This window comes from Amycolatopsis camponoti (assembly GCF_902497555.1).
Classification (GTDB): domain Bacteria; phylum Actinomycetota; class Actinomycetes; order Mycobacteriales; family Pseudonocardiaceae; genus Amycolatopsis; species Amycolatopsis camponoti.
Window position 1 is genome coordinate 530480 of the sequence record NZ_CABVGP010000003.1, and the last position, 26456, is coordinate 556935.

Below are 26456 nucleotides of genomic sequence, written 5' to 3' on the forward strand. Positions count from 1 at the left end.
CTCGTGAGCCTCGAAGCCTCGGCCATCGCGCTGACGACCGCGGTCGTGAAGGCCGCCGCGAAGCTCTGGCTCGGCGACCGCCCGATCGCCGCCGACGCCACGGCCAAGGCGTTCGACCTGCTGGAGAAGCAGGTCACCGGCCTCAACGACCGTCGCAAGCTCCACCTGCTGTTCACGAACCTCGAGTCCCGCGTCGCCGACCGGCTGCTGCCTTTCATCGACGTCGAGTTCCGCGCGCTGCCGGAAAACGAGCGGGCCGCGGCGGTGGACGCGGTGCACGACACGTTCGACCGGGCCGCGCTGACCGACGAAGACCTCTTCGACGCCGACCTCGACGCCGGCTACCTGTACCGCTACCTGCTGCGCACCGTGCCCGGCGCCGCGACGCTCCTTTCGGCCGACGCGACCGAGCTGTACCAGCGGGTGCTGCGGGAGTGCTGCGCGTACCTGGTGCAGGTGACGAGCACCCTGCCCCGCTTCCAGCCGGGCGCGCTGGTCGAGGTGCTCCGGCGGGAGACGGAGATCCTGGAGACGGTCCGCAACGTCCTGACGGCGCTGCCGGAACGTCGCCACCCGGACGACTTCGCGGCGGACTTCCGGCGCCAGGTCGTGACGGCGCTGGACCGGATGGCGTTGTTCGGCGCGGGTCTCACCGACGCGACCCGGTTGTACCCGCTGTCGGTCGCGTACCTGAGCCTGAGCGTCAGCGCCGAGGACGACGGTCCGCCCGCCGACCGGATCGAGCACGTGCTGCCTCGCACCCGGCGGATCCTGTTGCGCGGCGAGGCGGGCTCCGGCAAGACGACGATGCTGCAGTGGCTGGCCGTCCAGTGCGCGAGCCGGCAGCTGCAGGGTGTCGACGGCTGGGCCGGCCTGGAACCGTTCCTGGTGCGGCTGCGGCGGTTCAGCCAGTCACCGCTGCCCACGCCGGAACGCTTCCTCGACGAGGTCGGCAGGCATATCGCGGACGAGATGCCGCCGGGGTGGGTGCACAAGCGGCTGCGCAAGGGATGGGCCGTCGTCCTCGTCGACGGAATCGACGAGCTGCCGGACGAGCGCCGCCGTGAGGTGCGCGGCTGGCTCCGCGAACTCGTCGGCGCGTTCCCGCGCGCCCGGTTCGTCGTGACCACCCGCCCGGCCGCGGTGGCCCCGGACTGGCTGCGTGGCGAGGGGTTCACCGAGGTCCGCCTCCAGCCGATGACGCCCCGCGACGTCCGCACGTTCGTCAAGCGCTGGCACGCGGCGATGCCGGCCCTCACGGACCGCGGCGACGCCCTGATCGCGGCCATCGGCGCCCGCAGCGCGGTGCGGCGCCTGGCCGAGAACCCGCTGATGTGCGCGTTGCTCTGCGCCCTGCACCAGGAGGGCAACGGGCGCCTGCCGGACAACCGCATGGAGCTGTACGACGTCGCGTTGCGCATGCTGCTCGACAGCCGCGACATCGAGCGCCGGATCGAAGCCACCGTGCGGCTTTCGCTGACCGAAAAGCTCGTGCTGCTCCGGAGTCTGGCGTATTGGCTGGTCCGCAACGGCCACACGGACGTCCCGATACCGGACGCCGAGGCCCGCGTCGCAGCGAAGCTGCGCTCGATGGGCCAGATCGACGTCACGCCGCACACGGTGTTCCGCCACCTGGTGGACCGCGGCGGCGTGCTGCGCGAACCGGTCCCGGGCCGGATCGACTTCGTGCACCGGACGTTCCAGGAGTACCTGGCCGCCCAGGCTGCGGTCGAAGAGGACGACATCGGCGTCCTGACGGCGAACGCCCACCTGGACGAGTGGCGCGAAGTGGTGGTCCTGGCCGCGGGGCACGCGCACCCGGCCCAGCGGGAACGGTTGCTGGACGGGATTCTCCAGTGGGACGCGGATGAGCAGGAGCGGCTGAGGCTCGACCTGGTGGCGTTGGCGTGCCTGGAGACGTCACCGGTGTTGAGCGAACGGTTGCGGAACGAGATCGAGGACCGGGCGAGCACCTTGATCCCGCCCACCACCTTCGCCGAAGCCGATACCTTGGCGGCCGTCGGGGAGTTCGTGCTGGACCTCCTCGCCGACTGCGAGCCCGAGACGCCCACCTCCACCGCGGCGACCGTCCACGCGATCGCGTCGATCGGCGGCCCGGGCGCATTGGAGCTGCTGACTCGCTACCGCCGGGCCGAGGAGAAGGTTGTGGTGGACGCGCTGGTCAAAGCCCGGAAGAGATTCGATCCGGCCGAGTTCGCCGAACGCGTGCTGGCCGGCTTGCCGATCCAGCGCCTGTCGATCGACGATCCGGCGGACCTGGCCGGCCTCGAGCACCTGAGCCACCTCGAACACCTCCGCTGCTGGTTCGTTGAAGCTCACAGCGACCTCGGCTTCGTCCGGGATCTCCCCCGGCTGAAAAGCGTCGACGTCACCGACCCGGGCGAGTTCGACCTACGGCCGCTCGTCGGCACCTCGCTGGAACGCCTCACCTTGACGGGCAGCATGTCCACCGCGTCGACGGACCTCGGACCACTCGCCGGGATCCCCGCCCTGCGCACGATCGAGGTCGTGCTGAAGACGCACGGGTGGTCACGGCTGGCCGAACTGCCGAACCTGAAGAGGCTCAAGCTGAGCTACCTCGATCTCGACCAGCTGGCTGAGCTAGCCCCCTTGCGTCTGGTGCCCGAGCTGACCTTGAACCAGGTCTTCGGCATCGAAGACCTCAGCCGTCTGTCCTTTTTGAACAATCCGCGCAGGCTTCGCTTCGAAAACTGCCCACGTCTGCGGGACGTGCACGTCCTCGCCGACTGGTCCCGCGGCCTGACCGAGCTCACTTTCGTCAACTGCCCCGAGGTCGACCTCACCGTGCTTCCGTCGCTGACCTCATTGCGGTTACTGGGTTTGCTGGGAGTTGGCGAGATCGACCTGACTCCCCTGGCCGGCCGGACCGACCTCATCGTGATCGTCAACTTCGAGGCCCACCTCGTCGGCGAGGAGCTGCTGGGGCCCGGGTGCGAAGTCAAGCGGCTCGGGCGCGGCAAGTAGATTCGGGCCGTGATCGACCACATCAGCATCCCCACGGAAGCCGGTTCCTTCGACGCCATCGCCGCCGGGCCCGAAGACGGGCGGCCCGTGCTGCTGCTGCACGGCTTTCCCGAAGCCGCCGTCGAGTGGGAGCACCAGGTTGCCACCCTCGGGGTGCTCGGGTACCGGGCCGTCGCGCCGGATCAGCGGGGCTACTCGCCCGGGGTGCGGCCCGAGCCGGCCGGCGACTACTCGATCGATCACCTCGTCGGGGACGTCGTCGCCATCGCCGACCGGCTCGGCTGGCCGAAGTTCGACCTCGTCGGCCACGACTGGGGTGGGGCCGTCGCCTGGTGGACCGCCGACGCGCACCCCGAACGCCTGCGCAGCCTCGCCGTCGTCTCCACGCCGCACCCCGCCGCGCTCGCCGAGGCCATGAAGACCGACGAAGACCAGCACCTGCGGTCGCGCTACATGACCGAGTGGCGGCAGACCCGCGTCACCGAGCGCAAGATGCTGGAGAACGACGCCCGTGCGCTGCGGGACATGTTCGAGCGACGCGTGTCACCGAGCAAGATCGACGAGTACGTGCGGCGGCTGTCCGAGCCGGGGGCGCTCGCCGCGGCCCTCAACTGGTACCGCGGCGGCCGGCCCGGCGGGAAGATCGGCAAGATCTCCGTGCCGACGCTGTACATCTGGAGCACCGAGGACGTTTCGTTCGGCTCGACCGCCGCGCTCGACACCGCGAACCGGGTCACCGGGCCCTTCCGGTTCGAAATGGTCGAAGACGTCACGCACTGGGTGCCGGAAGAGGCGCCGGAGGTCGTCACCTCGCTCATCGTCGAGCACCTCGACGCGTGGTGACGGCCCGTCACCCGGCCGGGCGGAGCGCCCGTAACCCACCCGGCTCGCGGTACGAGGCCCTCCCGCCCGTCGTGTTCACTGGGCCTGTGGACACCGCGACCGAACCCGAGACCGAGCAGGTCGTCTTCGTCACCGAGGACGGCGTGCCCACCGGCGAGACCGGCCCGAAGCTGGCGAGTCACCACGAGCACACCCGGTTGCACCTCGCCTTTTCCTGCTACGTCCTGCGACGCGGCGACAACGCGCTGCTGATCACCCAGCGCGCCCTGCACAAGAAGGTCTGGCCGGGGGTCTGGACGAACAGCGTCTGCGGGCACCCCGCCCCCGGCGAGTCCCTCGAGGACGCCGTCCGCCGGCGCGCGGCCTACGAGATCGGGCTGCCGTCGCTGTCCGGGCTGCGCTGCGTGCTGCCGAGCTACCGCTACCGGACGCCGCCGTTCCAGGGGATCGTCGAGAACGAGTTCTGCCCGGTCTTCGCCGCCTGGGCCGACGCCGAGCCCGAGCCGAACCCGGCCGAGGTCGGCGACTGGCGATGGGTCGCCTGGACCGACTACCAGGAGCTACTGAACGACGAGACGGCTAATGTGAGTTACTGGGCCAAAGACCAGTTCTCCCAGCTCAAGGGCATCGAGCCGTTCTCCGGACTCTGACGCCAAAACTCCGGAGCGTCACTGTCGTAGTCCCGTTTGAGCGAAATTCACCTTCGTCCGCACCCGCGCCTCAAGCACGGCCTCCACGACGACGACAACCAATGCGTGGTGGAGGTGGGCATGGTCGCCGGGGACGAAGGCGTGCTGCGCCGGAGCCCGCAGCCGCCGGACCTGCTGCGCCTCCACGAGGCCGTCGCCACCCTCTTCGCGACCCAGGGCGACTGGCGGCGTGCCTACCAGCACCTTCGCTCCGCGCTGGACATCGCGCGCGACGGCAGCCTGCGCGACGTGCTGACGTCGAGCTACAACCGGCGCTACCTCGACGAGCGCTTGTACGGACCGTTCGCCGATCGGCGGCCCGCCCGGCCGCGGCCGGCGTTGGGCATCGCGCTCGTCGATCTCGACCGCTTCAAGCGCGTGAACGACACGTACGGTCACCTCGTCGGCGACCGCGTCCTCCGGCGGGTGGCCGACTTGCTCCAGGAGGGGTTGCCGCCGGACGGCTTCTGCGCCCGCTACGGCGGCGAGGAGTTCGTACTGTGGCTGCCCGGCGTCGACGCGGGGGACGCGGTCCGCATCGTCGACGCCGCCCGGGTGCGCGTCGCCCGTCACCCCTGGTCAGAACTCCAGCCGGGGCTGCACGTGACCATCAGCGCCGGGCTCGCCCACGAGGGCCCCGACGCCCCGACGCCGCCCGAGCGCCAGCTGCGCAGTGCCGACGACCTGCTTTACGCGGCGAAACGCGCCGGGCGGAACAAAGTCGCCTATCACGACGCGCAAAGCACGCAGTTAATAACCCACTCTGAGTAACGTAAACGCCGCATTACCCCGGAAAGCTGCGGGCACCCTTCACCCGTTTGTCGACGGCCAGCGGCCGTTCGTCGACTCAAGGTGAAGAAAATTCCGGGAGGGTGTCGTCACGAACGGGGGGTATCCGTACGATAACGAAAACCTCCCGGAGAACGATCACCTCTCGCGGGGGAAGACGGCCAAGTACCACCCGCCTTCGATCGCGCGAAAGGAGACCGAGTGCCGGACGAGCACGACAGCCCGGGAACCGGTCGCCGTTCGGACGGTCCCGCGCGGCCCCGGACCGGCAGACGCCGGTCGATGGAGGACCAGGGCGGGATCAGCGTCTCGGACGTCGTCGCCAAGTCCACCGGCGTTCGCCCGGTCCCGCCGCGCGAGGACCGTCCCGACCAGCCCGGACACCGGGCGCGACCCGCCGAACCCCCGGCTCCGGCACGGGGCACTCAGCCGCGCTCGCGGGCACCGCAGCCGCCCGCCGAGAACCCAGTACCCACGGACGCCACTCGTCAACCGCGCCCGCCGCGGCCGCGGCAGCCACGCCGCACGACGGCCGCCGCCCCGCTGCCCGAGGCCCCGCTCCAGCGCCGCCCGCCGGCCGTGAACCCGGGCGCGCAGCAGACGTCGGCCGCGGCACAGCCGCCCCGGCGCCTCCGCCGTCCCGCGGCCGGTCCTGACGGCGCCGCGCCCCAGCGCCCCGCCGACGAGGCACCCCGCCGCCCCGACAGCGCCGCTCGTCAGCGCCCGGCGGCCGAGGGCGTCGCACCCCGCCCGGACAGCCCCCGTCAGCGCGCGGCCACCGCTCCCGACGCCGCCCCTCGCCCGGACAGCGCCCGGCAGCGCGCCGCCGGAGTCCCGGCCGACGGCGGTGCCGCACCCCGTCCCGCCCGCCAGCGCCCTCCGGCCGACGGACCCGCGCCCCAGCGTCCCGCCGCCGAGGCACCCCGCCGCGCCGCGGCCACCCCCGACGGGGCCGCACCCCGCCGGCCGGCCGACGCCGTCGCACCCGAAGCACCCGCGCGCAGGCGGCCGACGCCGGACTCGCCGGCGCCCCAGCGCCCGGACGCGGAGGCACCCGAAGCGGCCGCGTCGAGCCGGTCCGCCGGCGACGCCCCGAAGCGCCGTCCGGGCGCGGTGCCCCCGCGCGCCGAGCTGGACCCGCTGACCATGACCGACGAGATGGAAGCGATCGACGAGGCGACGCAGTACCGCCGCAAGATCGACCACACCCTCGCCCGGTTCTCGGCCGCGCACGACGAGATGAACGCCGAGGAGGCGAAGCGGCGCGAACGCCGTGAGCGGCTCTCGCCCGCTTCGCTCATCGAGAGCACGCGAACGGCGCTTCAGCGCGTCGTCACCCCGGTGCCGTCGCCCGAAGAAGATGCCGAGCAGGCCGAGCAGACCCGGCTGCAGGAGAAGAAGGCCCGGAAGATCGAGCGCTCGGTCCGGTTCGGCCGGATCGCCGCGGCCGTCGTCGCCGGGCTCGTGTTCCTCGGCATCGGGGGCGCGTGGGGCGCCCAGACCTACTTCGACGCCAAGTTCACCCAGGTCTCCGCGCTCGACGAGAACTCGTCCGACATCCAGGACGCCGACGCGCAGGCCAACGACGAGAACTTCCTCATGGTGGGCTCGGACAGCCGCGACGGTGCGACCGCCGAGGAAGGCGTCGGCACCGCGGACAGCACTCCGGGCGCCCGGAGCGACACCGTGATGGTGGCGCACGTCCCGGCCGACCGGAAGCGGGTCGTCGTCACGTCGTTCCCGCGCGACCTCGAGATCAACCGGCCGGACTGCCAGAAGTGGGACCCGGCGCAGAACAAGACTACCGACGAGGTCTTCCCCGGCCAGAAGATCGCGAAGCTCAACACCGCCTACGCGGTCGGCGGCCCGGCGTGCGTCACCAAGGTGATCCAGCAGATCACCGGCCTGCGGATCAACCACTTCGTCGGCATCGACTTCAACGGCTTCAAGGAGATGGTCGACGCCGTGCACGGCGTCACCGTGCACAACGAGAAGCCGATCGACGACGGCATCCTCGGCAAGGTGCTGCTGGAGACCGGGGACGTCACGATCTCCGGTGACCAGGCGCTGAACTTCGTGCGCGCCCGGCACGTCAAGGGCGACCCGACCTCGGACTACGGCCGGATCAAGCGGCAGCAGGAGTTCATCGGCGCGCTGCTCAAGAAGGTCATGTCGTCGGACGTCGTGCTCGACCCCGGCAAGCTCAGCGACTTCATCACGGCCTTCGCGAAGGCGACCTTCGGCGACAACCTCGGCGTCAAGCAGATGATGACGCTGGCGCAGTCGATGAAGGGCATGGACCAGTCGAAGATCTCGTTCCTGACCGTGCCGACGACCGGTGAGGCCAACAGCCGCGGCAACGAGGTTCTCGTCCGCAGCAAGACGAAGGCCCTCTTCGACGCGCTGCGCAACAACACCCAGCTGCCGGACCCCAACGCGCCCGTCCCGCCGAGCGAGCAGGCCCCGCCGACCAGTACGTCGAAGTCGTCGTCCAAGACCACATCCAAGTCGACGACGAGCACGAGCAAGAAGACGAGCACCACGGGCTGATCCGCGAGGATTGTTAGTCCGGGTTCACGTGCGGTTCACCCGGCGATGAGGTGTTTGGCCACGGTTGGCCGTAGGGTTGGGCCATGCGTGAGGCTTACCATGTCGAACTCGAACAGCTTGCCGTCAATCTGGCCGGGATGTCGGTCCAGGTCGCCGACGCCATGGAGCGTGCCACGCGCGCCCTGCTGGAGGTCGACCTCGGTCTCGCCGAGCAGGTCATCAGCGACGACGTGAAGGTCGACGACGCCCGGGCCCAGTGCGAGGAGCAGGCGTACGCCCTGCTCGCCCTGCAGGCGCCCGTGGCGACCGATCTGCGCACCGTGCTGGCGGCGATCCACGCCGCGGAAAGCCTGGAGCGGATGGGCGATCTGGCGCTGCACGTGGCGAAGGCCGCCCGGCGCCGCCACCCCGACCCGGTGCTGCCGGAGGCCGTGCGGCCGTACTTCGCCGAGATGGGCGAGGTCGCGGTGAAGCTGGCCCGGTCGACCGAGCAGGTCATCAAGACGAAGGACGTCGAAGCGGCGAAGACGCTCGAGTCCGACGACGACCAGGTGGACGACATCCACCGCCACCTGTTCACGGTCCTGATGGACCGCGAGTGGCCGCACGGTGTGGCCGCGGCGGTCGACGTGACGCTGCTGGGCCGCTTCTACGAGCGCTACGCCGACCACGCGGTGTCGGTGGCGAAGCGGATGATCTTCGTGGTGACCGGCAAGATGCCGGGCTACGGCTCCGACGACGACATCTGAGCAATCCTCGAAAGGGCCCCTGACCACCTGGTCAGGGGCTTTTTTCGTGGAGACCGATGAGTTTCGCGGCGCGGGTGTCTCTCAACGGGTGACAGCACCCTCACGAAGGAGCCGGCCATGCGCAACGTCATCGCCTACGTCAACCTGACCCTCGACGGCCACCTGGCCGGCCCGGCGGGCGAGCTGGACTGGATGCGGTTCGACCCGGAGATGAACATCGCCCTGTCGGACGAGATGCGCTCCCGGTGCGACACGATCCTGACGGGCCGGAACTTCCACCACGGCATCGAGCAGAACTTCCGCGCCCAGGCGAACGACCCGGCGAGCCCGGCCGAGCTGGCCGACTTCGCGACGTGGATGATTTCGGCGCCGCAGGTGGTGTTCTCGCGGTCACTGACCGAGGTTGCCGCGCCGCACCGGCTCGCCGGGGACGACCTCGCGGCAACGGTGGCCGAGCTGAAGGCGTTGCCCGGCAAGGACATGGTCCTCTTCGGCGGGGTGTCGATCGTGCAGCAGTTCGTCCGCGAGGGGCTCGTGGACGAGTACTGGATCAAGCTCTACCCGACGGCGATCGGCGCGGGGCAGCCGTTGTTCACGCACCGGCGCACGGAATTGCGTTTGACGGAAAGCAAAGCGTGGGAATCGGGAATCCTCACACTGCGGTACCTTCCGGCCTGATTATCCACAAAGGACAAACAGAAGAAGGCCTTTCTCGCCTGCCCCGAGCGCGGGCGAGAAAGGCCTTCCACCACAACGACGACTCAGCCGAAACGCCCCGAAATGTAGTCTTCCGTTGCCTTCTCGTCCGGGTTGGAGAAGATCTTCTCCGTGTCGTTGAGCTCGACCAGACGCCCCGGCTGCCCCACGCCGGCCAGGTTGAAGAACGCCGTCTGGTCGGAAACCCGCGCCGCCTGCTGCATGTTGTGCGTGACGATGACGATCGTGTAGTCCTTCTTCAGCTCCCCGATCAGGTCCTCGATCGCCAGCGTCGAGATCGGGTCCAGCGCCGAGCACGGCTCGTCCATCAGCAGGACGTCCGGCTGCACCGCGATCGCGCGGGCGATGCACAGGCGCTGCTGCTGACCACCGGACAGCCCGCCGCCCGGCTTGTTGAGGCGGTCCTTGACCTCGTTCCACAGGTTCGCGCCGCGCAGGGCGCGCTCGGCGATGTCGTCGAGGGTCTTCTTGCCCTTGGTGCCGCCCAGCTTCAGGCCCGCGACGACGTTGTCCTTGATGGACATCGTCGGGAACGGGTTGGGGCGCTGGAACACCATGCCGATCGTGCGGCGGACCTGGACCGGGTCGACGGCCGAGGCGTAGATGTTCTCGCCGTCCAGCAGGACGTCACCCTCGACGCGGGCGCCGGGGATGACCTCGTGCATGCGGTTGAGCGTGCGGAGCACCGTCGACTTGCCGCAGCCCGACGGGCCGATGAACGCGGTGACGTTGCGCGGCGGCACGGACAGGGTGACACCGTCGACGGCGTGGAACTTGCCGTAGTAGATGTCCACGTCCTTGACGTCGATTCGCTTTGCCATGGCTACAGCTCACTTCTTCTTCGGGGCGACAAGGCGCGCGAACACGGTGGCGAGGAGGTTGATGATCGCGATGATGAGCACCAGGGTCAGGGCCGCGCCCCAGATCCGGTCGAAGCCGACCGAGCCCGGGTCCATCGAGTTGGTGACGCGCTCGTTGTTCATCAGCAGCGGGAGCGCCGCCTGCTCGCCGCTGAAGATGTCCCAGTTCGTGTAGGCGGAATACCCGACCAGGACCAGCAGCGGCGCGGTCTCGCCCATCACCCGGGCCAGCGCCATCATGATGCCGCCGATGATCCCGGACAGGGCCGTCGGCAGCACGATCTTCACGATCGTCTTCCACTTCGGCACACCCAGCGCGTAGGAAGCTTCACGCAGGTCGTCCGGGACGATCCGCAGCATCTCCTCCGACGAGCGGACGACCACCGGGATCATCAGCAGCACCAGGGCCAGCGACACGGCGAAACCGCTGCGCGGCAGGCCGAACGTGGTGATCCAGAGCGCGTAGATGAACAGCGCGGCGACGATCGAGGGGACACCGGAGAGGATGTCGACCATGAAGGTGGTGGCCTTCATGAGCTTGCCCCGGCCGTACTCCACGAGGTAGATCGCGACGAGCATGCCGATCGGCACCGCGATGATCGCGCAGACGAGGCCCTGCAGCAGGCTGCCGATGATCGCGTGCAGGACACCGCCGCCGACCTCGTCGGACAGGAAGTTGCCCAGGTCCTGCGACCACCAGTTGCTGTACGGGATGCGCTTGATGCCGTTCGCGATGACCGTGTAGAGCACCCACACCAGCGGGACGACGGCGATCAGGAACGACAGCCAGACCAGCGTGGTCGCCAGCCCGTTCTTGAACTTGCGAGCCAAGCTGACCTGCTGGAACGCGGGCGTCGTGGCAGGGGCTTCGAGCGTGGTGGTCATGCTCACTCTCCCTTCTTGCCGATGACGGACCGGGCCGCGAAGTTGACGAGGAACGTGAGCACGAACAGCACCAGGCCCGCGGCGATGTACGCGCCGGCCGAGATCTCGTTGTTGAACTCGCTGTAGTTCGCGGCGATCTTCGACGCGAAGGTGGCGCCGCCGTCGAAGAGGCTCCAGTCGAAGTTCCGGCCCTGCGGGATGAGCAGGATGACGGCCAGCGCGATCGTCTCGCCGAGCGCGCGGCCGAGGCCGAGCATCGACGCGCCGACGTAACCGGCCTTGCCGAACGGGAGCACCGTGGTGCGGATGACCTCCCAGCGGGTGGCGCCCAGCGCCAGCGCGCCCTCGAGGTGCGGGGTCGGCGTGCGCTCGAAGACCTCGCGCGAGAGCGACGTGATGATCGGCAGGATCATCACGGCCAGCACGATGCCGGCGGTGAAGATCGTGCCGCGCACGCTCGGCGCGACGTTGCCCGGCGCCAGCAGCGGGAACCACGAGAACGTGTCGTTGATCCACTGCGAGAACGGCTCGATCGCCGGGGCGAACACGAGGATGCCCCACAGGCCGAAGATGATCGACGGCACCGCGGCGAGCAGGTCGATGACGTACGCGAACGGCCGCGCCAGCCGCTTCGGTGCGTACTGGGTCAGGAAAAGCGCGATGCCCAGCGACACCGGCATCGCGATGATCAGCGCCACGAGCGACGTCGCCACCGTGACCTCGAGGAGGTCGAGGATGCCGAACGACATGTTCGCGGGGTCGTTGGTCGACCAACCGTGGTTGGTCAGGAAGTTGCCCTTGTTGGCCTGCAACGCGGGGATCGCCTGGATGAGCAGGAAGAGCCCGATCAGGCCGATCAGGGCGACGACGAAGATCCCGGCCCCGGTGGTCAGGTTCTGGAAGATGCGGTCACCGGGCCGCACCTTCTTCGGTTTCTCGCTCGCGGGCGGCTGGGGCGCCGCCGGCGGGGCTGCTTGCTCCGAAATCGGGACCTCCGGGGGCGTCGTGGCGGACGACGAACGCCCACCGGGGTCGCCGGTGGGCGTTCGCGTCGAGGATGACTCGCTCATCAGCTAGCTCTGACCAGCCTCTATCACTCGGATATCAGTCGCAACGCCGGTTCAGGAAATCGCCTTGACCGCGGCTAGGACCTTGGTCTGCAGCGACTGCGGGATCGGCACGTAGCCCTTGGCGGACAGCGGCTGCTGACCGTCGGTGGCGGCCACCGTCAGGAACGCCTTGACGGCCTTCGCGACGTCCGGGTTCGCGTACTTCGAGCAGACGATCTCGTAGGTCGTCAGCAGCAGCGGGTAGGCACCCGCGGTGTTGCTGGCGTAGATGCCGTTCAGGTCGAGCGCGAGGTCGTTCGAGCCGTCCTTGAGGAACTTCGCCGCGTCGAGGGACTTCGCCACGTTCGCCGCGTTGAGCTCGACGCCGCCGGAGCCGCTGTCGATGAGGGCCGGGGTCAGGCCGTCCTTGGCGAACGCGCCCTCGACGTAGGTGATGCCGCCGTCGGAGGCCTTCACCGCGGTCGCGACGCCGTTGGAGCCCTGCGCACCGTTGCCGACGCCACCGTTGAACTTCTTGCCGGCACCCTTGGTCCAGTCGGCCTTCGCGGCCGCGCCCAGGTACTTCTGGAAGTTGTCGGTGGTGCCCGACTCGTCGGCGCGGGAGACGACCTGGATCGGCTTGTCCGGCAGGTTCAGGCTCTCGTTGCCCTTGACCGCCTTGATGGCCGGGTCGTTCCACTTGGTGATGCCACCGCTGAAGATCTTGGCGGTCACCGACGGGGTCAGCGTCAGCTTGTCCACGCCGGACAGCTTGTAGGCGACCGCGATCGGGCCGACGACGAGCGGGATGTTCCAGGCGTCGCTGGCGCAGCGGGCCTTGGCGGCCGCGGCGTCGGCGTCCTTGATCGGCGAGTCCGAGCCGCCGAAGTCGATCTGGTTGGCGTTGAACTGCTTGACGCCGGCGCCCGAGCCACTCGGGTTGTAGTTGACCTGCTGGCCGGCGCACTTCTTGCTGAACTGCTGCGTGAAGATGTCGATGGCGTTCTTCTGGGCCGACGAACCTTCCGCGGAGAGCGGGCTCTTGCCACCGCACTCCACGTCGGCGGTGCCGGTGGCAGCGGGTGCCGAAGCCGAGTTCGAGCTGCCGCTGTTGGACGCCGCGGGGTCGGAACCACAGGCGGCGAGCACGAGGGCGGCGCTCGCGACGATGCCCACCGCGCTCAGGGGCCGCATGATCTTCACTGCTGTTTCCTCCATCAGGAGCTTGACCGGGTCGTCGCGGCTGTGCTGCCGCGCCGGATCCGGACATTAGGCAGCCCTGGTGGACGGTCGGCCGTGAACAAATGAACGCGAAGTGAACAAGGCCCAGGATGTGAGCAGTGCTACTAGCCCGATAGGGTGCCGTGTCCCGGCCGTGACCTGCGCGTTCGCACACCGTGACGGACTGTTCGCGCGGTGTCCATCGTGGTCACCGACCGTACTGGACGTCGGTTTCGTGACGTGTGAACCCGAGCTTGGTGTAAACGGCGAGCGCCGGGGCGTTGTCGCCCTCGACGTACAGGATGATCTGCCGCAGCCCGCGGCCCGCGAGGTACCGCAGCCCGGCGAGTGTCAGCGCCCGGCCGAGCCCGCCGCCCTGCGCCGCCGGGTCGACGCCGACGACGTAGACCTCGCCGACGCGCTCACCGTCGAAGCGGCCCGGCGTCGCCTCGTGGACCTTCGTCCAGTGGAAGCCGATCACCTCGCCGCCCTGCTCGGCGAGGAAGAAGCCGTCCGGGTCGAACCACGGCCGGTCCTCGTCCGCGCGGAGGTCCTCGACGGTCAGCGCGCCCTGCTCGGGGTGCCAGTCGAAGGCCAGCGCGTTGACGCGGATGACGGCGTCCTCGTCCTGCCCCGGGACGAACGTCCGCAGCGAGACGCCGTCGCGCAGCCGCGGCTCCGGCCAGTCGGCGCCCTCGACGTCGGTGTGCAGGATCAGCAGCTCGCGCTTGCGCTCCAGGCCGGTGCGCACGGCCAGCTGCCGCGCCGCCGGGTGGTCGCCGTGGGCCCAGATGCGGAACCCGACCGCGGCGCGCTCGTCGACGGCCTGGAGGAGCTTCGCGCCGTAGCCGCGGTTGCGGTGGGCGGGGTGCACGAACAGCTCGGCGACCTGGTGCCCGAAGGAGTCGCCCGTGGTGTCGAGGTGGGCGTAGCCGACGACCTCGCCTTCGACGCAGGCGACGAGGTGCTCACCGCCGTCGAACTCACCGGGCAGCGGCCCCTCGGGTTCGGTCTCGGGCCGCCCGTCGGCCTCGCGCACGGCCAGCAGCAGCCCACGCACGTCCTCGAGCTGCTGCTCGTCCAGTTCCTGGCGCCATTCGCCGTCTCCGCTCACCCTGCGACCGTACCGCCGGAGGAGGCAACTCGACGGCTGTCAGCGCGTCCTGGTGAACGTGGGACGGTCAGCGCGCGAGTTCGGGGGTCTCGGCCGGGGCTTCGGCCTGCGCGGGCACGCTCGGCCGCGCGCCGCCCTTGGCGGGCCGCTCGAACTTGTAGCCGACGTTGCGCACGGTGCCGATCATCTGCTCGTGCTCGGGGCCGAGCTTGGCGCGCAGCCGCCGCACGTGGACGTCGACCGTGCGGGTGCCGCCGAAGAAGTCGTAGCCCCAGACCTCCTGCAGCAGCTGGGCGCGGGTGAACACCCGGCCGGCGTGCTGCGCGAGGTACTTGAGCAGCTCGAACTCCTTGTAGGTCAGTTCGAGGGTGCGCTTGCGCAGGCGGGCGGTGTAGGTCGCCTCGTCGATGACCAGCTCGCCGACCCGCAGCTCGGCCTCGACCTGGGCGGAACCGCCGTCGCGGGTCGTCACCAGCCGCAGCCGCGCGTCGACCTCGGCCGGACCCGCGGTGGGCAGCAGGATGTCGTCGGTGCGCCACTCGGCACTCACCGCGACGAGGCCGCCTTCGCCGACGACCGCGATGATCGGGGTGGACGCTTCCTCTTCGCCGGCGCCCTTGAGCAGGCGGCAAAGGCTCTTCGCCGAGGCCAGGTCGCTGCGGGCGTCCAGCACGATCACGTCGCGGTGGCCCGCGTCGAGCAGGGCCGTCACCTCGGGAGGGCGGACGCGTACGGTGTGCGGCAGCAGGTCCAGCGCGGGAAGCACCGAAGTGGCATCGGCTTCCGCAGTCAACACCAGAAGGTCCAGGCTCATGAGCCGCACCGCCTTCACAAATCGTCGCCGCACGGTGGCGTTGTTCGGTGCTAAGTGAGAATAGCGGCTCGACCGCCCGGCACCTAACCCTTGCTGGATCGATCACACCTGGAGAAACTCCGGTGGACCCGACGAACAGGAGTACGGACGCGATGGTGAGCAGGCCCGTGACCCGGGACGACCGACCCGCACCGAGGCCGGACGCGCGGCGCCGCGGACGCCGGGCACGGCGCTGGGTGATCGCTCTCGTCGTGCTGGTGCTGCTGCTGGTCGGCGCCGACTTCGGCGCCGCGGCCTTCGCCGAGCACACGATCTCCCAGAAGGCGCGGACGCAGCTCCAGCTGACCGACGACCCCTCGGTGACGATCCACGGCTTCCCGTTCCTCACGCAGGCGCTGGGCGGTGACTACAGTCACATCAGCGTGTCCGCGGCCGGTGTCCCCGTCGGCGACAAGCTCCAGGACGTCGCGCTCAACGCCGAGCTCGAGGACGTCACCGCGCCGCTGTCGGACCTCACGAGCGGCAACACGAAGGCGATCAAGATCGGCAAGCTGACCGGCGCCGTCACCATCAAGGCCGCCGACCTGGCGCGCGTCTCGCCGCTGGACAAGATCAAGGACCTGCGGATCGAGCCGGCGACCACGGACTACGTCGAGAACGGCGACAGCGGGCAGAGCGAGCCGACGCCGACTCCGACGACCACCACCGAGGGACAGGCCGACCAGGACCAGTCGAGCACCGGTGTCCGCATTTCGGGACACCTTCCGTTCGCGGGCAAGGATCTGGAAATCTTCTGCTTCGCGATGATCGAGGCCGACGCGAAGGGCGGGGCGATCAGGTTCATCCCCAAGCGGCTGCAGTTCGGGAATGACCAGGAGACCACCATCGTTCCGTCAGCGGTGCAGAAAGCGCTGATGCCGAACTTCAGCGCGTCGATCAACACCAAGGACCTGCCGCTGTCGGTCACCCCGACCGGCGTGCGGGTGCAGAGCGGGTCGGTGACGATCAAGGGCGAGGCGACGGACGTGTCGTTCGCGGAGCTGAGCAAGTAGGAGGCGACCGGTGACGGGGCTGTGGGTGCTCGTGGCGGTGCTGGTGGCCGGGCTCGCGGTCGGCGCGCTGCTGAAGGCCCGCAACGGCCGGGTGCGCGTGGCCAAGCCCGAAGCCGAGGTTCCGGCCCGTGCGCTGCCCGGCCCCGTCACCGACGTCCTCGACCCGGCGTCCGCCGTGACGCTGGTCCAGATCTCCACCACCTTCTGCGCGCCGTGCCGGCACGCGAAGGCCGTGCTCGAGCCGCTGGCCGAGCGGACCGACGGCCTGCACCACGTCGAGCTCGACGTGACGAACCAGCCCGAGGTCGCGCAGTCCCTCTCCGTGCTGCGGACGCCGACCACGATCGCGCTGACCCCGGACGGCCGGGAGCTGCTGCGCGTCGGCGGCGTCCCCAAGGGCCCCGAGCTGATGGACGCGCTGAGGCCTCATCTCACGACCCGGACGCCCTGACCAGGACGTGTCCCACGCGTCGGGAATCGTCCCAAGGTATGAACGTGGTTCCCACCCTGAGGGAGCTCTGGGTACCCTCGCACCCGTGACCGGGCTGAACACCTTCTTGACGCAGCGACGCGCAGTGGACCTCTGCCGCGTCCGCAGCAGCCTGTGTCGCACCCACTCCGACCGGCGCTGAAGCACGTCCGGTTTCACCCCAGCCTTGATGTCGCTGAAGCGTGCCGTTCGCACGCACCCCCCTCTGCTCCAGCTGGAGGAACCATGTCCGCCGGACCGGCCGTCGACCCGCGGGGCCCGCGCTTCGCCGCCATCCTGACCACGATCGTGCTCGCGGTCGTCCTGGTCACCCAGTGGTGGCCGCTGCTGGCGATCCAGACCGTCGTGTTCGCCATCGGCGCGTTCGTCGGACTGAAGCCGGCGCCTTACTCGATCGTGTACCGCACGCTCGTCGCCCCGCGCCTCGGCCCGACCGACGAGCGGGAGGACGCGGCGCCGCTGCGGTTCGCCCAGGCCGTCGGGTTCGTGTTCGCGCTCGTCGGCACGATCGGGTTCGCGCTCGACCTCGCCCCGCTCGGCATCGTCGCGACGGCGTTCGCGCTCTTCGCGGCCTTCCTCAACGCGGCCTTCGACTTCTGCCTCGGCTGCGAAATGTTCTTGCTGATCAAACGCTTCAGTCCCGCCCGCGCGTCGTCCTGAAGTCCATCCATGCCCCCGCCACCACCCTCAACGGAAGGCGCTTCGCGCCGCTGTGTTGATCCGATCCAGAAAGAGAGTTCTGTTCTCATGAGCCGTGAAGACGTCCTGGTCACCACCCAGTGGGCCGAGGAGAACCTGGACACCCCCGGCGTCGTGTTCGCCGAGGTCGACGAGGACACCACCGCGTACGACGGAGGCCACATCCGGGGCGCGGTGAAGTTCGACTGGCGCAAGGACCTGCAGGACGGGGTGCGCCGCGACTTCGTCTCCAAGGAGGGCTTCGAGAAGCTCCTGTCGGAGAAGGGCATCTCGAACGACGACCGCGTGATCCTCTACGGCGGCAACAACAACTGGTTCGCCGCCTACGCGTACTGGTACTTCAAGCTCTACGGCCACGAGAACGTCCAGCTGCTCGACGGCGGGCGCAAGAAGTGGGAGCTCGACGGCCGCGAGCTGAACTCCGACGAGGTCAAGCGCGACACCACCGACTACAAGGCCAAGGACCAGGACCTCTCCCTGCGCGCGTTCCGCGACGAGGTCGTCCAGTCCATCGGCGCGAAGAACTTCGTCGACGTCCGGTCGCCGGACGAGTTCTCCGGCAAGCTGCTCGCCCCGGCGCACCTGCCGCAGGAGCAGTCCCAGGTGCCCGGCCACATCCCGGGCGCGCTGAACGTGCCGTGGGCGAAGGTCGCCAACGAGGACGGCACCTTCAAGACCGAGGCCGAGATCGACGAGCTCTACAAGGAGCAGGGCATCGACGCGGGCAAGGGCACCATCGCCTACTGCCGCATCGGCGAGCGTTCGTCCATCGCGTGGTTCGCGCTCCACGAGCTGCTCGGCCACGAGGACGTGAAGAACTACGACGGTTCGTGGACGGAATACGGCTCGCTGGTCGGCGTGCCGGTCGAGTTGGGAGCGAAGTGATGGCGGTCGACGACAGCTGCGGCGCACCGGTCCAGGAGGCCACGCCGGCGGACTACGACACCAAGGGCCAGGTCGTGCTCGCGGGCAAGGTGACGGGCGCGGACGGCCCGGTCGGCGGCGCGTTCGTCCGCCTCCTGGACGGCGGCGGCGACTTCACCGGCGAGGTGGTCTCCTCGGCCGACGGCGACTTCCGCTTCTACGCCGCGCCGGGCGAGTGGACGGTGCGCGCACTGCACCGCACCGGCAACGGCGAAGCGTCCGTGACGGCGGAGGGTCCGGGCCTGCACCAGCTGGCCATCTCCGTCGCCTGACTCGCGTACTTCGTGAAGGCCACCTTGAGGAACTTTGAGTTCCTGGAGGTGGCCTTCACGGCTTTCCGGAGTCCTGCTCGCGGTGACCGTGCTCACCGCGGCGACCCTGCACCGGGCCCGGTGAGCGGCGGCGGACTATCCTGCTGGGCGTGGAAGCTCTGTTTACGACTTTGCTGGTGCTGGCCGGCGTCGCGATCACCTGGTTCGCCGTGTACGTCGTCTACCGCCTGTACGCGGACCAGCGCTGACCGATGAGTGCCAGCGGCGACGACGCCATCGTGGCAGCGGAGATCCGCGCGGAAAGCACCCGCGCGCGCAACCTCCCGCTGTGGGACGACCTGCCCATCCCGAACGACACCGCGAACCTGCGTGAGGGGCCGGACCTCAACGAAGCCTGCCTCGCGCTGCTGCCGCTCGTCGGCGTCTGGCGCGGTGAGGGCGAGGTCGACTACCCGACCATCGAAGGCCCGCGCAAGTTCGCGCAGCAGCTGACGATCTCCCACGACGGCCGCCCGTTCCTCGTCCACGAGGCCCGCGCGTGGCTGCTGGACGACGACGGCAACGTCATCCGTCCCGCCGCCCGCGAGTCCGGGTTCTGGCGGCCGCAGGCGGACGACACGATCGAGCTGCTGCTCACCCACAACACCGGCATCGTCGAGCTGTACTACGGCAAGCCGCGCACCCAGACGTCCTGGGAGCTCGGCACCGACGCGGTGATCCGCACGGCCACGGCCAAGGACGTCACCGCGGCCCAGCGGCTGTACGGCCTCATCGAAGGCTCCCTCGGCTACGTCGAGGAGCGCGCCATGATGGGCCAGGAGATGCAACCGCACACCTCGGCCCTGCTGCGCCGCGTCGTCGGCTGACGCCGTGCGCTGGCGGCGCTGTGGCGAGGACGCCGCCCTGCTCGACTGCGACTCGCTCGACCAGATGCGGGCGGCCCACGCCACGGTCCTCGCCGCGCGTCCCGCCGCCGTCGTCGACCTCGTGCCCGGCGCCCGCAGCCTGCTCGTCGTCGGCGGGGTGGCCGCCGTCAAAGCACTGCTGGACGGCGCCGACCTGACGCACCCGCCGGCCGGCGAGCCCCGCGAAGTCACCCTCGACGTCCGCTACGACGGCGAGGACCTTTCCCTGATCGCCTCGGACGCCGGGGTCTCCACGGACGCGGTCGCCGAGCTGCACACCCAGGCCGTCTACACCGTCGCGTTCACCGGGTTCGCGCCCGGGTTCGGCTACCTGACCGGGCTTCCCCCGGAACTGCGGCAGCCGCGGCTCGAGTCTCCGCGCACCCGCGTCCCGGCCGGGTCGGTCGGGATCGCCGGCGAGTTCACCGGCGTCTACCCGCGTGCGTCCCCGGGTGGCTGGCGCTTGCTCGGGCACACCTCGGCGACGCTGTTCGACCCGCACGCCGCCCCGCCCGCGCTGTTCGCGCCGGGCGACCGCGTCCGCTTCCGGGCCGTCCGATGAGGTCCGTCGAAGTCGTCGACCCCGGGCGGTACGCGCTGGTCGAGGACCTGGGCCGGCCCGGCTACGCGCACCTCGGCGTCGCGCCGTCCGGGGCGCTCGACACGGCGTCGCTGCGGCTGGCGAACCGCTTGGTGGGCAACTCCGAGGGGGCCGCCGGGATCGAAGCCCTGCTCGGCGGCCCGTCGGTGCGGTTCACGGCCTCGGCGACGGTCGCGGTGACCGGTCCGGCCGTCCCGGTTTCGGTCGACGGCCGGCCCGTCGGGTCCCACGTGCCGGTGCCGGTGCGGGCCGGCCAGACGGTGTCGGTCGGCTCGCCGTCGGCCGGCTTGCGCTGCTACCTGGCGGTTTCCGGCGGGATCGCGGTGGACGAGGTGCTGGGCAGCCGCTCGTCGGACGTCCTGTCGGGCATCGGCCCGCCGCCGCTTCGCGCCGGCGACGTGCTGCCGCTCGGCGAACCCGGGATCCCGGCGGGCGCGGACGTCGTCGTGCCGAGTCCCGCGCCGGCCGACCTGGTCGTCCCGGTGACGCTCGGCCCCCGTGACGACTGGCTCGACGACCCGGCCGGCGGGCTGTCGGCGTGGTGGACGGTCACGGCCGAGTCGAACCGCGTCGGCCTGCGCCTCGACGGGACGCCGTTGCGGCGGGCCGTCGAGGGCGAACTGCCCAGCGAGGGCGTGGTCACCGGGGCGATCCAGGTGCCGCCGAGCGGGCTGCCGGTGGTGTTCCTCGCCGACCACCCGACCACCGGCGGCTACCCCGTCGCGGCCGTCGTCCGGGCCGGTGCGCTGAGCGCGCTCGCGCAGGCCCGGCCGGGCACCCGGGTGCGGTTCCGGATGTCCTGAAAGTCCTGTACCGCCACGCGAGTGAGACCCGGGTCACGCCGTGCACCCGTCCGCGTGAGAGCTGGAACCTTGTCGCGCCGCCGCCCGTCCTCATAGGCGTGGAGAAGGTGACGATCAGCGGTGGCACGGGTTTCCTGGACGTGAACGCGCGAGCACGGGCGGAGCTGCCCCAGTCGCTGCGGATCGCGCTGGCCACCGGTCAGCTGCGCCGCCCGCTCGCCACCACGCTCGGCCCGGTCCTCGACCTGCTCGTCGACGGCGACTACCGCGTGAGCGGCCCCGAACGGCTGGCCGAGGACCAGCTGCTCACCCCCACCGACGTCTGGCCGCCCTCCGACGAGGCCCGCGTCGGCTACTACCGGACCGCCATCCGCACCGGCCACCGCCCGGTCGCGGTCGTGCTGGCCGACGGCGACCGCGAGCTGATCATCGACGGGCACCACAAGATCGCCGCCTACCGCGCCGAGGAGGTCGCGCCGGCGATCGTGCGGATCACTCAGGCGTATTCGCTCTCGTAGGCCGCCACCAGCTCGGCGTACCCGGCCGACGAGTCCGGCAGCCGCTCGCCGTCCAGCGTGTGCACCCGGGTCAGCTTGCGCACGCTCGACGCCATGAAGACGCCGTCGCCGTCGACCAGGTCGCGGACGGTCAGCGGCTCCACCTTGACCACCCAGCCCGCCTTCTCGGCCCCGCGGAACAGCGCGGCCTGCGTCGTGCCCGGCAGGATGCCGATGCTCGACGGCGGTGTGTAGAGCGTCCGGCCCTTCGCCAGCACCACGGTCGACGTCGGCCCTTCGAACACCGAGCCGTCGGCGGCGGTGAAAATCACATCTTCGGCGCCGCGGCGGCCGGCTTCGCGCACCGCGGCCATGTTCACCGCGTACGACAGCGGCTTCGCGCCGAGCAGCAGCCAGGGCGCGCGCTCGGCGAGGTCCGGCGGGAAACCGCGTTCGAGGGTGATCGCGGCGACGCCCTCGGCGCGGGCCCGCAAGATCGACGGCGAGACCTCCGAACCGAGCGCGAACCCGGTCGGGCCGGCGCCGGGGTCGCCGTCGGAACCCCTGGTGTACACCAGTTTCAGCGCCATTTCGGCGCTGCCGGACCACCTTTCGAGCACCAGCGAAACGACCCGTTCCCACGCGCTCAGGTCGGGCTCGGGCAGGTCGAGCATGGCGGCCGAGCGGGCGAGCCGCTCGAGGTGCGGACGCAGTTCGCGGGGCTTGCCGTCGACGACGAGGATCGTCTCGAAGACGCCGTCGCCGCGCAGCAGACCGAGGTCGTCGACCTTGATCTGGGCGGCGTCGGGGTCGGCCGGGGTTCCGTCGAGGAAGACGAGCACGCGCATGCCGACACGGTACTCACCTAGGCTGGGCGGTATGCCGTACCGCTCGCCGCTGCTGGACGTGCCCGGATCCATCCCTCCGCCTGACGACCACCCGGAAGCCGGAGTGCCCTGGCACTGGGGAGACCCGTTCGCGGAGCAGCGCACGGCGTCGCGCGGCGTGGTCGTGATCGACCGGTCGCACCGCGAGGTCCTCGCCGTCTCCGGCGAAGAGCGGCTTTCGTGGCTGCACCTGGTGATCTCGCAGCACGTGACCGAGCTGGCCGAGGGAACCGGCACCGAGGCGCTGGTGCTCGACAGCCAGGGCCGCGTCGAGACGCACATGGTGGTCGCGCACCTCGACGGCACCGTCTACCTCGACACCGACCCGGGCACGAGCGTCACGAGCGCGCTGCCCAAGGGCGGTCCGCAGACGCTGCGCGAGTACCTCGAAGCCATGAAGTTCTGGTCCAAGGTGGACATCCGCGACGCGACGGACGAGCTGGCCCTGCTCACCGTGCTCGGCCCGGACGCCGAGCGCGTGCTGAGCGCGGCCGGCGCCGAGGTCGGCCCCGAGCCGTACGCGGTCGCGGCGCTGCCGGGTGGCGGCTTCGCGCGGCGGATGCCGTGGCCGGGCCGGTCGAGCGTCGACCTGGCGGTTCCGCGCGCGTCGCTGGTGGACTGGTGGAAGCGCCTCACCGACGCGGGGGCCCGCGCGGCCGGCAGCTGGGTGTTCGACGCGCTGCGCGTCGAGTCGCTGCGGCCGCGGCTGGGAGTGGACACCGACGACCGCACGATCCCGCACGAGGTGGGCTGGGTCGGCTCGGCCGCGCACGTCGCGAAGGGCTGCTACCGCGGCCAGGAGACGGTGTCGAAAGTCCACAACGTGGGACGCCCGCCGCGCAACCTGCTCCTGCTGCACCTGGACGGTTCGCCCGAGATCAGACCGGAAACCGGCGACCCGGTGCTGCTCGACGGCCGGACCGTCGGCCGGATCGGCACGGTGATCCAGCACCACGAGCTGGGGCCGATCGCGTTGGCGCTGGTCAAGCGGTCTACTCCGGTGGGCGCCGAGCTGCTGGCGGGCTCGGAGGACAACCTGGTCCAGGCGGCGATCGACCCCGACTCCGTCCCGTCGGAGCAGCCCGCGCCGGGCCGCGCGGCGGCGGCGCAACTTCGTGGCTGAACGAAAGCCCCTGACAGCGAGATCACGCTCAACCGGGATAAACTGCGCTGTGATCGAAGTGCGGCCCGGCGGCAGGCGGCGGATCGACCGCGTGCTCGGCCCGGGGTACCTCAGCGGCCTGGGTGAACTGCCGCTGAAGGTGCTGCGCGAGCGGCGCGACGAAGCCGCGCAGGAAGAGACGGACCTGTCCTACCTGCGCCGTCTCCTGCACGCCCGGATCGACATCGTCCGCGCCGAGCAGGCGCGGCGCAGCTCCGGCGGCGAGTCGAGCATCGTCGACCAGCTGGCCACGATCCTGGCGGACAACGCGCTGGGCCCGGCCGCCGGTTCCGGACGTCACCAGCAGCTCGAGCCGTCGCGCGCCGGAGAGCACCGCCGGCACGCCGAGGCCCTGATCGGCGACACCGATCTCACCGACGTCGAGTCCCTGACGGACGAGAAGCTCGCCTCCGCTTTGGACACCTACGCCAGCGAAGAGCTGTCGGTGTCGTCCTTCCGGCGCGAGGTCCAGGGCGTGATGGACGCGTTCAACGCGGAGATCGCGAAGCGCTACCAGCAGGGTTCGGCCACTGTGGACGAGCTGCTGGAGAGCGAAGGCGGGCACGGCGAGTGACGAACCCCGTCCTCGCCGAAGTCGTCCGTTCCGGGTTCGTCGAAAGCGTCCACCGCGGCGCGCTCGTGATCACCGGCCCCGAAGGCGACGCGCGCCTGGCCCTCGGCGACGTGACTTCCCCGGTCTTCCCGCGCTCGTCCAACAAGCCGCTGCAGGCCGTCGGGATGCTGCGGTCCGGCCTGGACTTCACGGGCGAGGACCTGGCGCTGGCGTGCGCGTCGCACTCCGGCGAGCCCATGCACGTCAAGCGGGTCCTGGAGCTGCTGCAGGCCGCCGGGCTGCAGGAAGACGACCTCGCGTGCCCGCCCGACTTCCCGCTGCACGTGCCGAGCATGCGCGACGCCGCCGAGCCGCGGCGCGTGATGATGAACTGCTCGGGCAAGCACACGGCGATGCTGACGACGTGCGTGCGCGCCGGCTGGCCGACGTCCGGCTACGAGTCCCCGGACCACCCGCTCCAGCAGGCGATCGCGGCGGCCGTGTCCGTCCTGACCGGCGAGCCGATCGCCCACACGGGTGTCGACGGCTGTGGCGCGCCGCTGTTCGCGTTTTCCCTGACGGCGCTGGCCCGGGCGTTCGGCCGCGTGGCCGCCGCGCCGGACGGGCCGGCGCAGGCGGTGGCCTCGGCGATGCGCGCGCACCCGTGGCTGGTGGCGGGTACCGGCCGCGAGGACACGGACCTGATGTCCGCCGTGGACGGTCTGGTGTCCAAGGGCGGCGCGGAGGGCGTCCACGCGTTCGCGCTCCCGGACGGGTTCGCGATGGCGGTGAAGATCGACGACGGCAACAAGCGGGCGTGCGCGCCCCTGGCCGTCGAGGCGTTGCGTTACCTGGGTGTGGACGTTTCGAGGCTCGACGGCTTGGCCCACGGTTCGGTGCTCGGCGGCGGCCGCCCGGTCGGTGAGGTGCGGGTCCCGGAGCTGCGCTGAGCAGCCCCCGTTTTCCACGCTACCGGCGGACACCGACAGTTTCGGGAGCCCGGCGGGCGGCTAGTTCGAGCGTTCGCGGGACGCCAGGTCGCCCCAGAACTCGCGCAGGTCGGAGAACAGCTCGGCCAGCTCCTCGACGTTGCCCGAGCGCAGCGCGTCCAGGATGTCGTGGACCTCGTCGGCGGTGTTGTCGGCCTCCAGGATCGGGTCGGCGAACAGCTGCACCAGCCCGCCGTAGTCGAGCTCGACCACCGAGTCCGGGTGGAAGTTGTCCAGCCACCGCCGCGTCTCGAACAGCACGCGCCCCGGCCCGGAGTCACCGAACGTCTGCTCCAGCAGCTCGCCGGCCTCACGCGCCCGGTGCTGCGCGTCGGCGAGGGTGGCGCGCCAGGAGACCTCGCGCTCCGGGGCGTCGCGGCCGCCGCCGAGCACCAGCCGGCGCTCGTCGGGGTCGATCAGCACGAACCACGGCAGCGGGACGGTCCAGGTCGTCGATAGCGTGTGCGCCGCCGACGTGCTCAGGTCCGTCAGCGCCGACTTCGTCCGCGCGCGGATCGTCTCCTGGGTGAAGCCGCCCTCGTCGAGGACGACGTTCTTCAGCGCGGGGTGCGCGTCGCCGATGAAGGTGACCAGTGCGGCGGCCGAGCGGGCCCGCAGCTCCAGCGGGCACACGAACGGCCCGTGCTCTTCCTTGCCCTCCGGCACGTCCTCGGCCGCGAGCACCAGGACGTCGGTCAGCAGGCTCGGTGCCGGACGCCCGTCGGCGAGCTCGGCGGGCAGCAGCCGCCGCGGCGCGGCGACCTGTGACTTGAGCCACATGGCCTGCTCGCGCGCCCCCGCGTCGGTGCGTCGCAGCTTGGCCGCCGCGACGGCCGCACGCAGCCGTTCGTCCGGCGGCTCGCCCAGGGCGAGCAGGGGCTCGTACACCCGCAAGTAGGCCACGAAGGGACGGAGCACGAGTAGATCGTGGCACGCCTACCTGCGTCGATCGCCACCGACCGGCCGGTAACCGGCGTCCGGCGGACACTGTCGCGACCGGCACACCGTGCCACGTCGCATCGAACCCCCCGGACACGGTACGGTGTGAGCAGGAAAGAATTGTCGAGACGATGCGGGGCCGCCGATTCCCCCGGCCGCCCCGCCCCTGTGCGAGGGGGTCGAGCCATGGGGCGCGGCCGGGCTAAGGCCAAGCAGACGAAGGTGGCGCGCGAGCTCAAGTACAGCTCGCACGAGACCGACTTCGATGCTTTGCAGCGCGAGCTGTCGACTGGTTCCTCTAGTGGTCACTACGAGGAAGCCGATAGCGATGATCAAGACGACCCGTACGACGACGGGTACGGCGAGTACCGTCGTTGAGCACGCGTAACCGCGCGAG

General features: G+C 70.6%; 29 protein-coding genes. 21 read left to right on the plus strand and 8 right to left on the minus strand.

Features of this window, described 5'->3' with window-relative positions; translation table 11 throughout:
• Positions 1-3 precede the first annotated feature (3 nt).
• From AA23TX_RS38885 to AA23TX_RS38915, 7 genes are all read left to right on the plus strand, one after another.
• Complete coding sequence (locus AA23TX_RS38885) at positions 4-3006, plus strand: NACHT domain-containing protein (protein WP_155547972.1); 3003 nt, start codon at positions 4-6, stop codon at positions 3004-3006.
• A gap of 9 nt (positions 3007-3015) precedes the next feature.
• Positions 3016-3849, plus strand: coding sequence for an alpha/beta fold hydrolase (locus AA23TX_RS38890; protein WP_155547973.1), 834 nt, complete (start codon positions 3016-3018; stop codon positions 3847-3849).
• An 86-nt stretch (positions 3850-3935) separates the two neighbouring features.
• Complete coding sequence (gene idi / locus AA23TX_RS38895) at positions 3936-4499, plus strand: isopentenyl-diphosphate Delta-isomerase (RefSeq protein ID WP_155547974.1); 564 nt, start codon at positions 3936-3938, stop codon at positions 4497-4499.
• A 120-nt stretch (positions 4500-4619) separates the two neighbouring features.
• On the plus strand, positions 4620-5309 hold the full coding sequence (locus AA23TX_RS38900) for a GGDEF domain-containing protein (RefSeq protein ID WP_155549349.1): 690 nt from the start codon (positions 4620-4622) through the stop codon (positions 5307-5309).
• A gap of 1131 nt (positions 5310-6440) precedes the next feature.
• On the plus strand, positions 6441-7877 hold the full coding sequence (locus AA23TX_RS51260) for an LCP family protein (RefSeq protein ID WP_155549350.1): 1437 nt from the start codon (positions 6441-6443) through the stop codon (positions 7875-7877).
• 83 nt (positions 7878-7960) lie between these two features.
• The gene (phoU, locus tag AA23TX_RS38910) at positions 7961-8626 is read left to right on the plus strand and encodes a phosphate signaling complex protein PhoU (protein ID WP_155547975.1); all 666 of its coding nucleotides are present in this window, start codon (positions 7961-7963) and stop codon (positions 8624-8626) included.
• A 117-nt stretch (positions 8627-8743) separates the two neighbouring features.
• Positions 8744-9304, plus strand: a complete 561-nt coding sequence (locus tag AA23TX_RS38915; protein WP_155547976.1) for a dihydrofolate reductase family protein — start codon at positions 8744-8746, stop codon at positions 9302-9304.
• Between the two features lie 83 nt (positions 9305-9387).
• Here the strand turns inward: AA23TX_RS38915 and pstB are convergent, their stop codons facing one another.
• The 6 genes from pstB to AA23TX_RS38945 all read right to left on the minus strand — a co-directional run bounded on the left by pstB (position 9388) and on the right by AA23TX_RS38945 (position 15286).
• Complete coding sequence (gene pstB / locus AA23TX_RS38920; protein WP_103337881.1) at positions 9388-10164, minus strand: phosphate ABC transporter ATP-binding protein PstB; 777 nt, start codon at positions 10162-10164, stop codon at positions 9388-9390.
• A gap of 9 nt (positions 10165-10173) precedes the next feature.
• Complete coding sequence (pstA, locus tag AA23TX_RS38925) at positions 10174-11088, minus strand: phosphate ABC transporter permease PstA (protein ID WP_155547977.1); 915 nt, start codon at positions 11086-11088, stop codon at positions 10174-10176.
• Between the two features lie 2 nt (positions 11089-11090).
• Positions 11091-12011, minus strand: coding sequence for a phosphate ABC transporter permease subunit PstC (pstC, locus tag AA23TX_RS38930; protein WP_155549351.1), 921 nt, complete (start codon positions 12009-12011; stop codon positions 11091-11093).
• 198 nt (positions 12012-12209) lie between these two features.
• Complete coding sequence (gene pstS, locus AA23TX_RS38935; protein WP_155547978.1) at positions 12210-13340, minus strand: phosphate ABC transporter substrate-binding protein PstS; 1131 nt, start codon at positions 13338-13340, stop codon at positions 12210-12212.
• Positions 13341-13566: 226 nt separating this feature from the next.
• Positions 13567-14472: a mycothiol synthase gene (gene mshD / locus AA23TX_RS38940; protein ID WP_155547979.1), complete on the minus strand. Its 906-nt coding sequence runs from the start codon at positions 14470-14472 to the stop codon at positions 13567-13569.
• Between the two features lie 67 nt (positions 14473-14539).
• Positions 14540-15286 carry a winged helix-turn-helix transcriptional regulator gene (locus tag AA23TX_RS38945; protein WP_196425778.1) on the minus strand — a complete coding sequence of 249 codons (747 nt, stop codon included), beginning with the start codon at positions 15284-15286 and terminating at the stop codon, positions 14540-14542.
• Between the two features lie 152 nt (positions 15287-15438).
• Here AA23TX_RS38945 and AA23TX_RS38950 point away from each other — a divergent pair, with 152 nt between their 5' ends.
• From AA23TX_RS38950 to AA23TX_RS38990, 10 genes are all read left to right on the plus strand, one after another.
• Positions 15439-16338, plus strand: a complete 900-nt coding sequence (locus AA23TX_RS38950; RefSeq protein WP_155547980.1) for an LmeA family phospholipid-binding protein — start codon at positions 15439-15441, stop codon at positions 16336-16338.
• Between the two features lie 10 nt (positions 16339-16348).
• A complete protein-coding gene (locus AA23TX_RS38955) occupies positions 16349-16789 on the plus strand; it encodes a TlpA family protein disulfide reductase (protein WP_155547981.1) in 441 nt (146 codons plus the stop codon).
• A gap of 85 nt (positions 16790-16874) precedes the next feature.
• Positions 16875-16970, plus strand: a complete 96-nt coding sequence (locus AA23TX_RS51060) for a putative leader peptide (RefSeq protein WP_369334191.1) — start codon at positions 16875-16877, stop codon at positions 16968-16970.
• Positions 16971-17053: 83 nt separating this feature from the next.
• Positions 17054-17488: a DUF4395 domain-containing protein gene (locus AA23TX_RS38960; RefSeq protein WP_155547982.1), complete on the plus strand. Its 435-nt coding sequence runs from the start codon at positions 17054-17056 to the stop codon at positions 17486-17488.
• An 87-nt stretch (positions 17489-17575) separates the two neighbouring features.
• Entirely contained in the window at positions 17576-18412 is an 837-nt protein-coding gene (locus AA23TX_RS38965; protein ID WP_155547983.1) for a sulfurtransferase, read from the plus strand.
• Complete coding sequence (locus tag AA23TX_RS38970) at positions 18412-18723, plus strand: DUF1416 domain-containing protein (RefSeq protein WP_196425779.1); 312 nt, start codon at positions 18412-18414, stop codon at positions 18721-18723. Before AA23TX_RS38965 ends, AA23TX_RS38970 begins: the two co-directional genes overlap by 1 nt.
• Before the next feature lie 251 nt (positions 18724-18974).
• Positions 18975-19589 carry a heme-binding beta-barrel domain-containing protein gene (locus AA23TX_RS38975; RefSeq protein ID WP_155547985.1) on the plus strand — a complete coding sequence of 205 codons (615 nt, stop codon included), beginning with the start codon at positions 18975-18977 and terminating at the stop codon, positions 19587-19589.
• A 4-nt stretch (positions 19590-19593) separates the two neighbouring features.
• Positions 19594-20190, plus strand: coding sequence for a 5-oxoprolinase subunit B family protein (locus tag AA23TX_RS38980; RefSeq protein WP_155547986.1), 597 nt, complete (start codon positions 19594-19596; stop codon positions 20188-20190).
• Positions 20187-21032, plus strand: coding sequence for a 5-oxoprolinase subunit C family protein (locus AA23TX_RS38985; RefSeq protein ID WP_155547987.1), 846 nt, complete (start codon positions 20187-20189; stop codon positions 21030-21032). The genes AA23TX_RS38980 and AA23TX_RS38985 overlap by 4 nt, the downstream gene beginning before the upstream one ends.
• A gap of 98 nt (positions 21033-21130) precedes the next feature.
• A complete protein-coding gene (locus AA23TX_RS38990) occupies positions 21131-21550 on the plus strand; it encodes a hypothetical protein (RefSeq protein WP_196425780.1) in 420 nt (139 codons plus the stop codon).
• On the opposite strand, the gene AA23TX_RS38995 is transcribed toward AA23TX_RS38990, so the two are convergent.
• Positions 21529-22377 carry an aminodeoxychorismate lyase gene (locus tag AA23TX_RS38995; RefSeq protein WP_155547988.1) on the minus strand — a complete coding sequence of 283 codons (849 nt, stop codon included), beginning with the start codon at positions 22375-22377 and terminating at the stop codon, positions 21529-21531. The genes AA23TX_RS38990 and AA23TX_RS38995 overlap by 22 nt on opposite strands.
• 31 nt (positions 22378-22408) lie before the next feature.
• Between AA23TX_RS38995 and ygfZ the strand changes: the two genes are divergently transcribed.
• The 3 genes from ygfZ to AA23TX_RS39010 are packed head-to-tail and all read left to right on the plus strand — an operon-like array spanning position 22409 to position 25081.
• Positions 22409-23539 (plus strand): CAF17-like 4Fe-4S cluster assembly/insertion protein YgfZ, encoded by a 1131-nt coding sequence (gene ygfZ, locus AA23TX_RS39000; protein WP_155547989.1) that lies wholly within the window; start codon positions 22409-22411, stop codon positions 23537-23539.
• Between the two features lie 49 nt (positions 23540-23588).
• Positions 23589-24152, plus strand: coding sequence for an RsiG family protein (locus AA23TX_RS39005; protein WP_155547990.1), 564 nt, complete (start codon positions 23589-23591; stop codon positions 24150-24152).
• Entirely contained in the window at positions 24149-25081 is a 933-nt protein-coding gene (locus tag AA23TX_RS39010; RefSeq protein WP_155547991.1) for an asparaginase, read from the plus strand. The genes AA23TX_RS39005 and AA23TX_RS39010 overlap by 4 nt, the downstream gene beginning before the upstream one ends.
• Before the next feature lie 60 nt (positions 25082-25141).
• Here the strand turns inward: AA23TX_RS39010 and AA23TX_RS39015 are convergent, their stop codons facing one another.
• Positions 25142-26038, minus strand: a complete 897-nt coding sequence (locus AA23TX_RS39015; protein WP_196425781.1) for a DUF8083 family protein — start codon at positions 26036-26038, stop codon at positions 25142-25144.
• 207 nt (positions 26039-26245) lie between these two features.
• On the opposite strand from AA23TX_RS39015, the gene AA23TX_RS39020 reads away from it, so the two are divergent.
• Positions 26246-26437, plus strand: coding sequence for a DUF3073 domain-containing protein (locus tag AA23TX_RS39020; protein ID WP_155547992.1), 192 nt, complete (start codon positions 26246-26248; stop codon positions 26435-26437).
• Positions 26438-26456 lie beyond the last annotated feature (19 nt).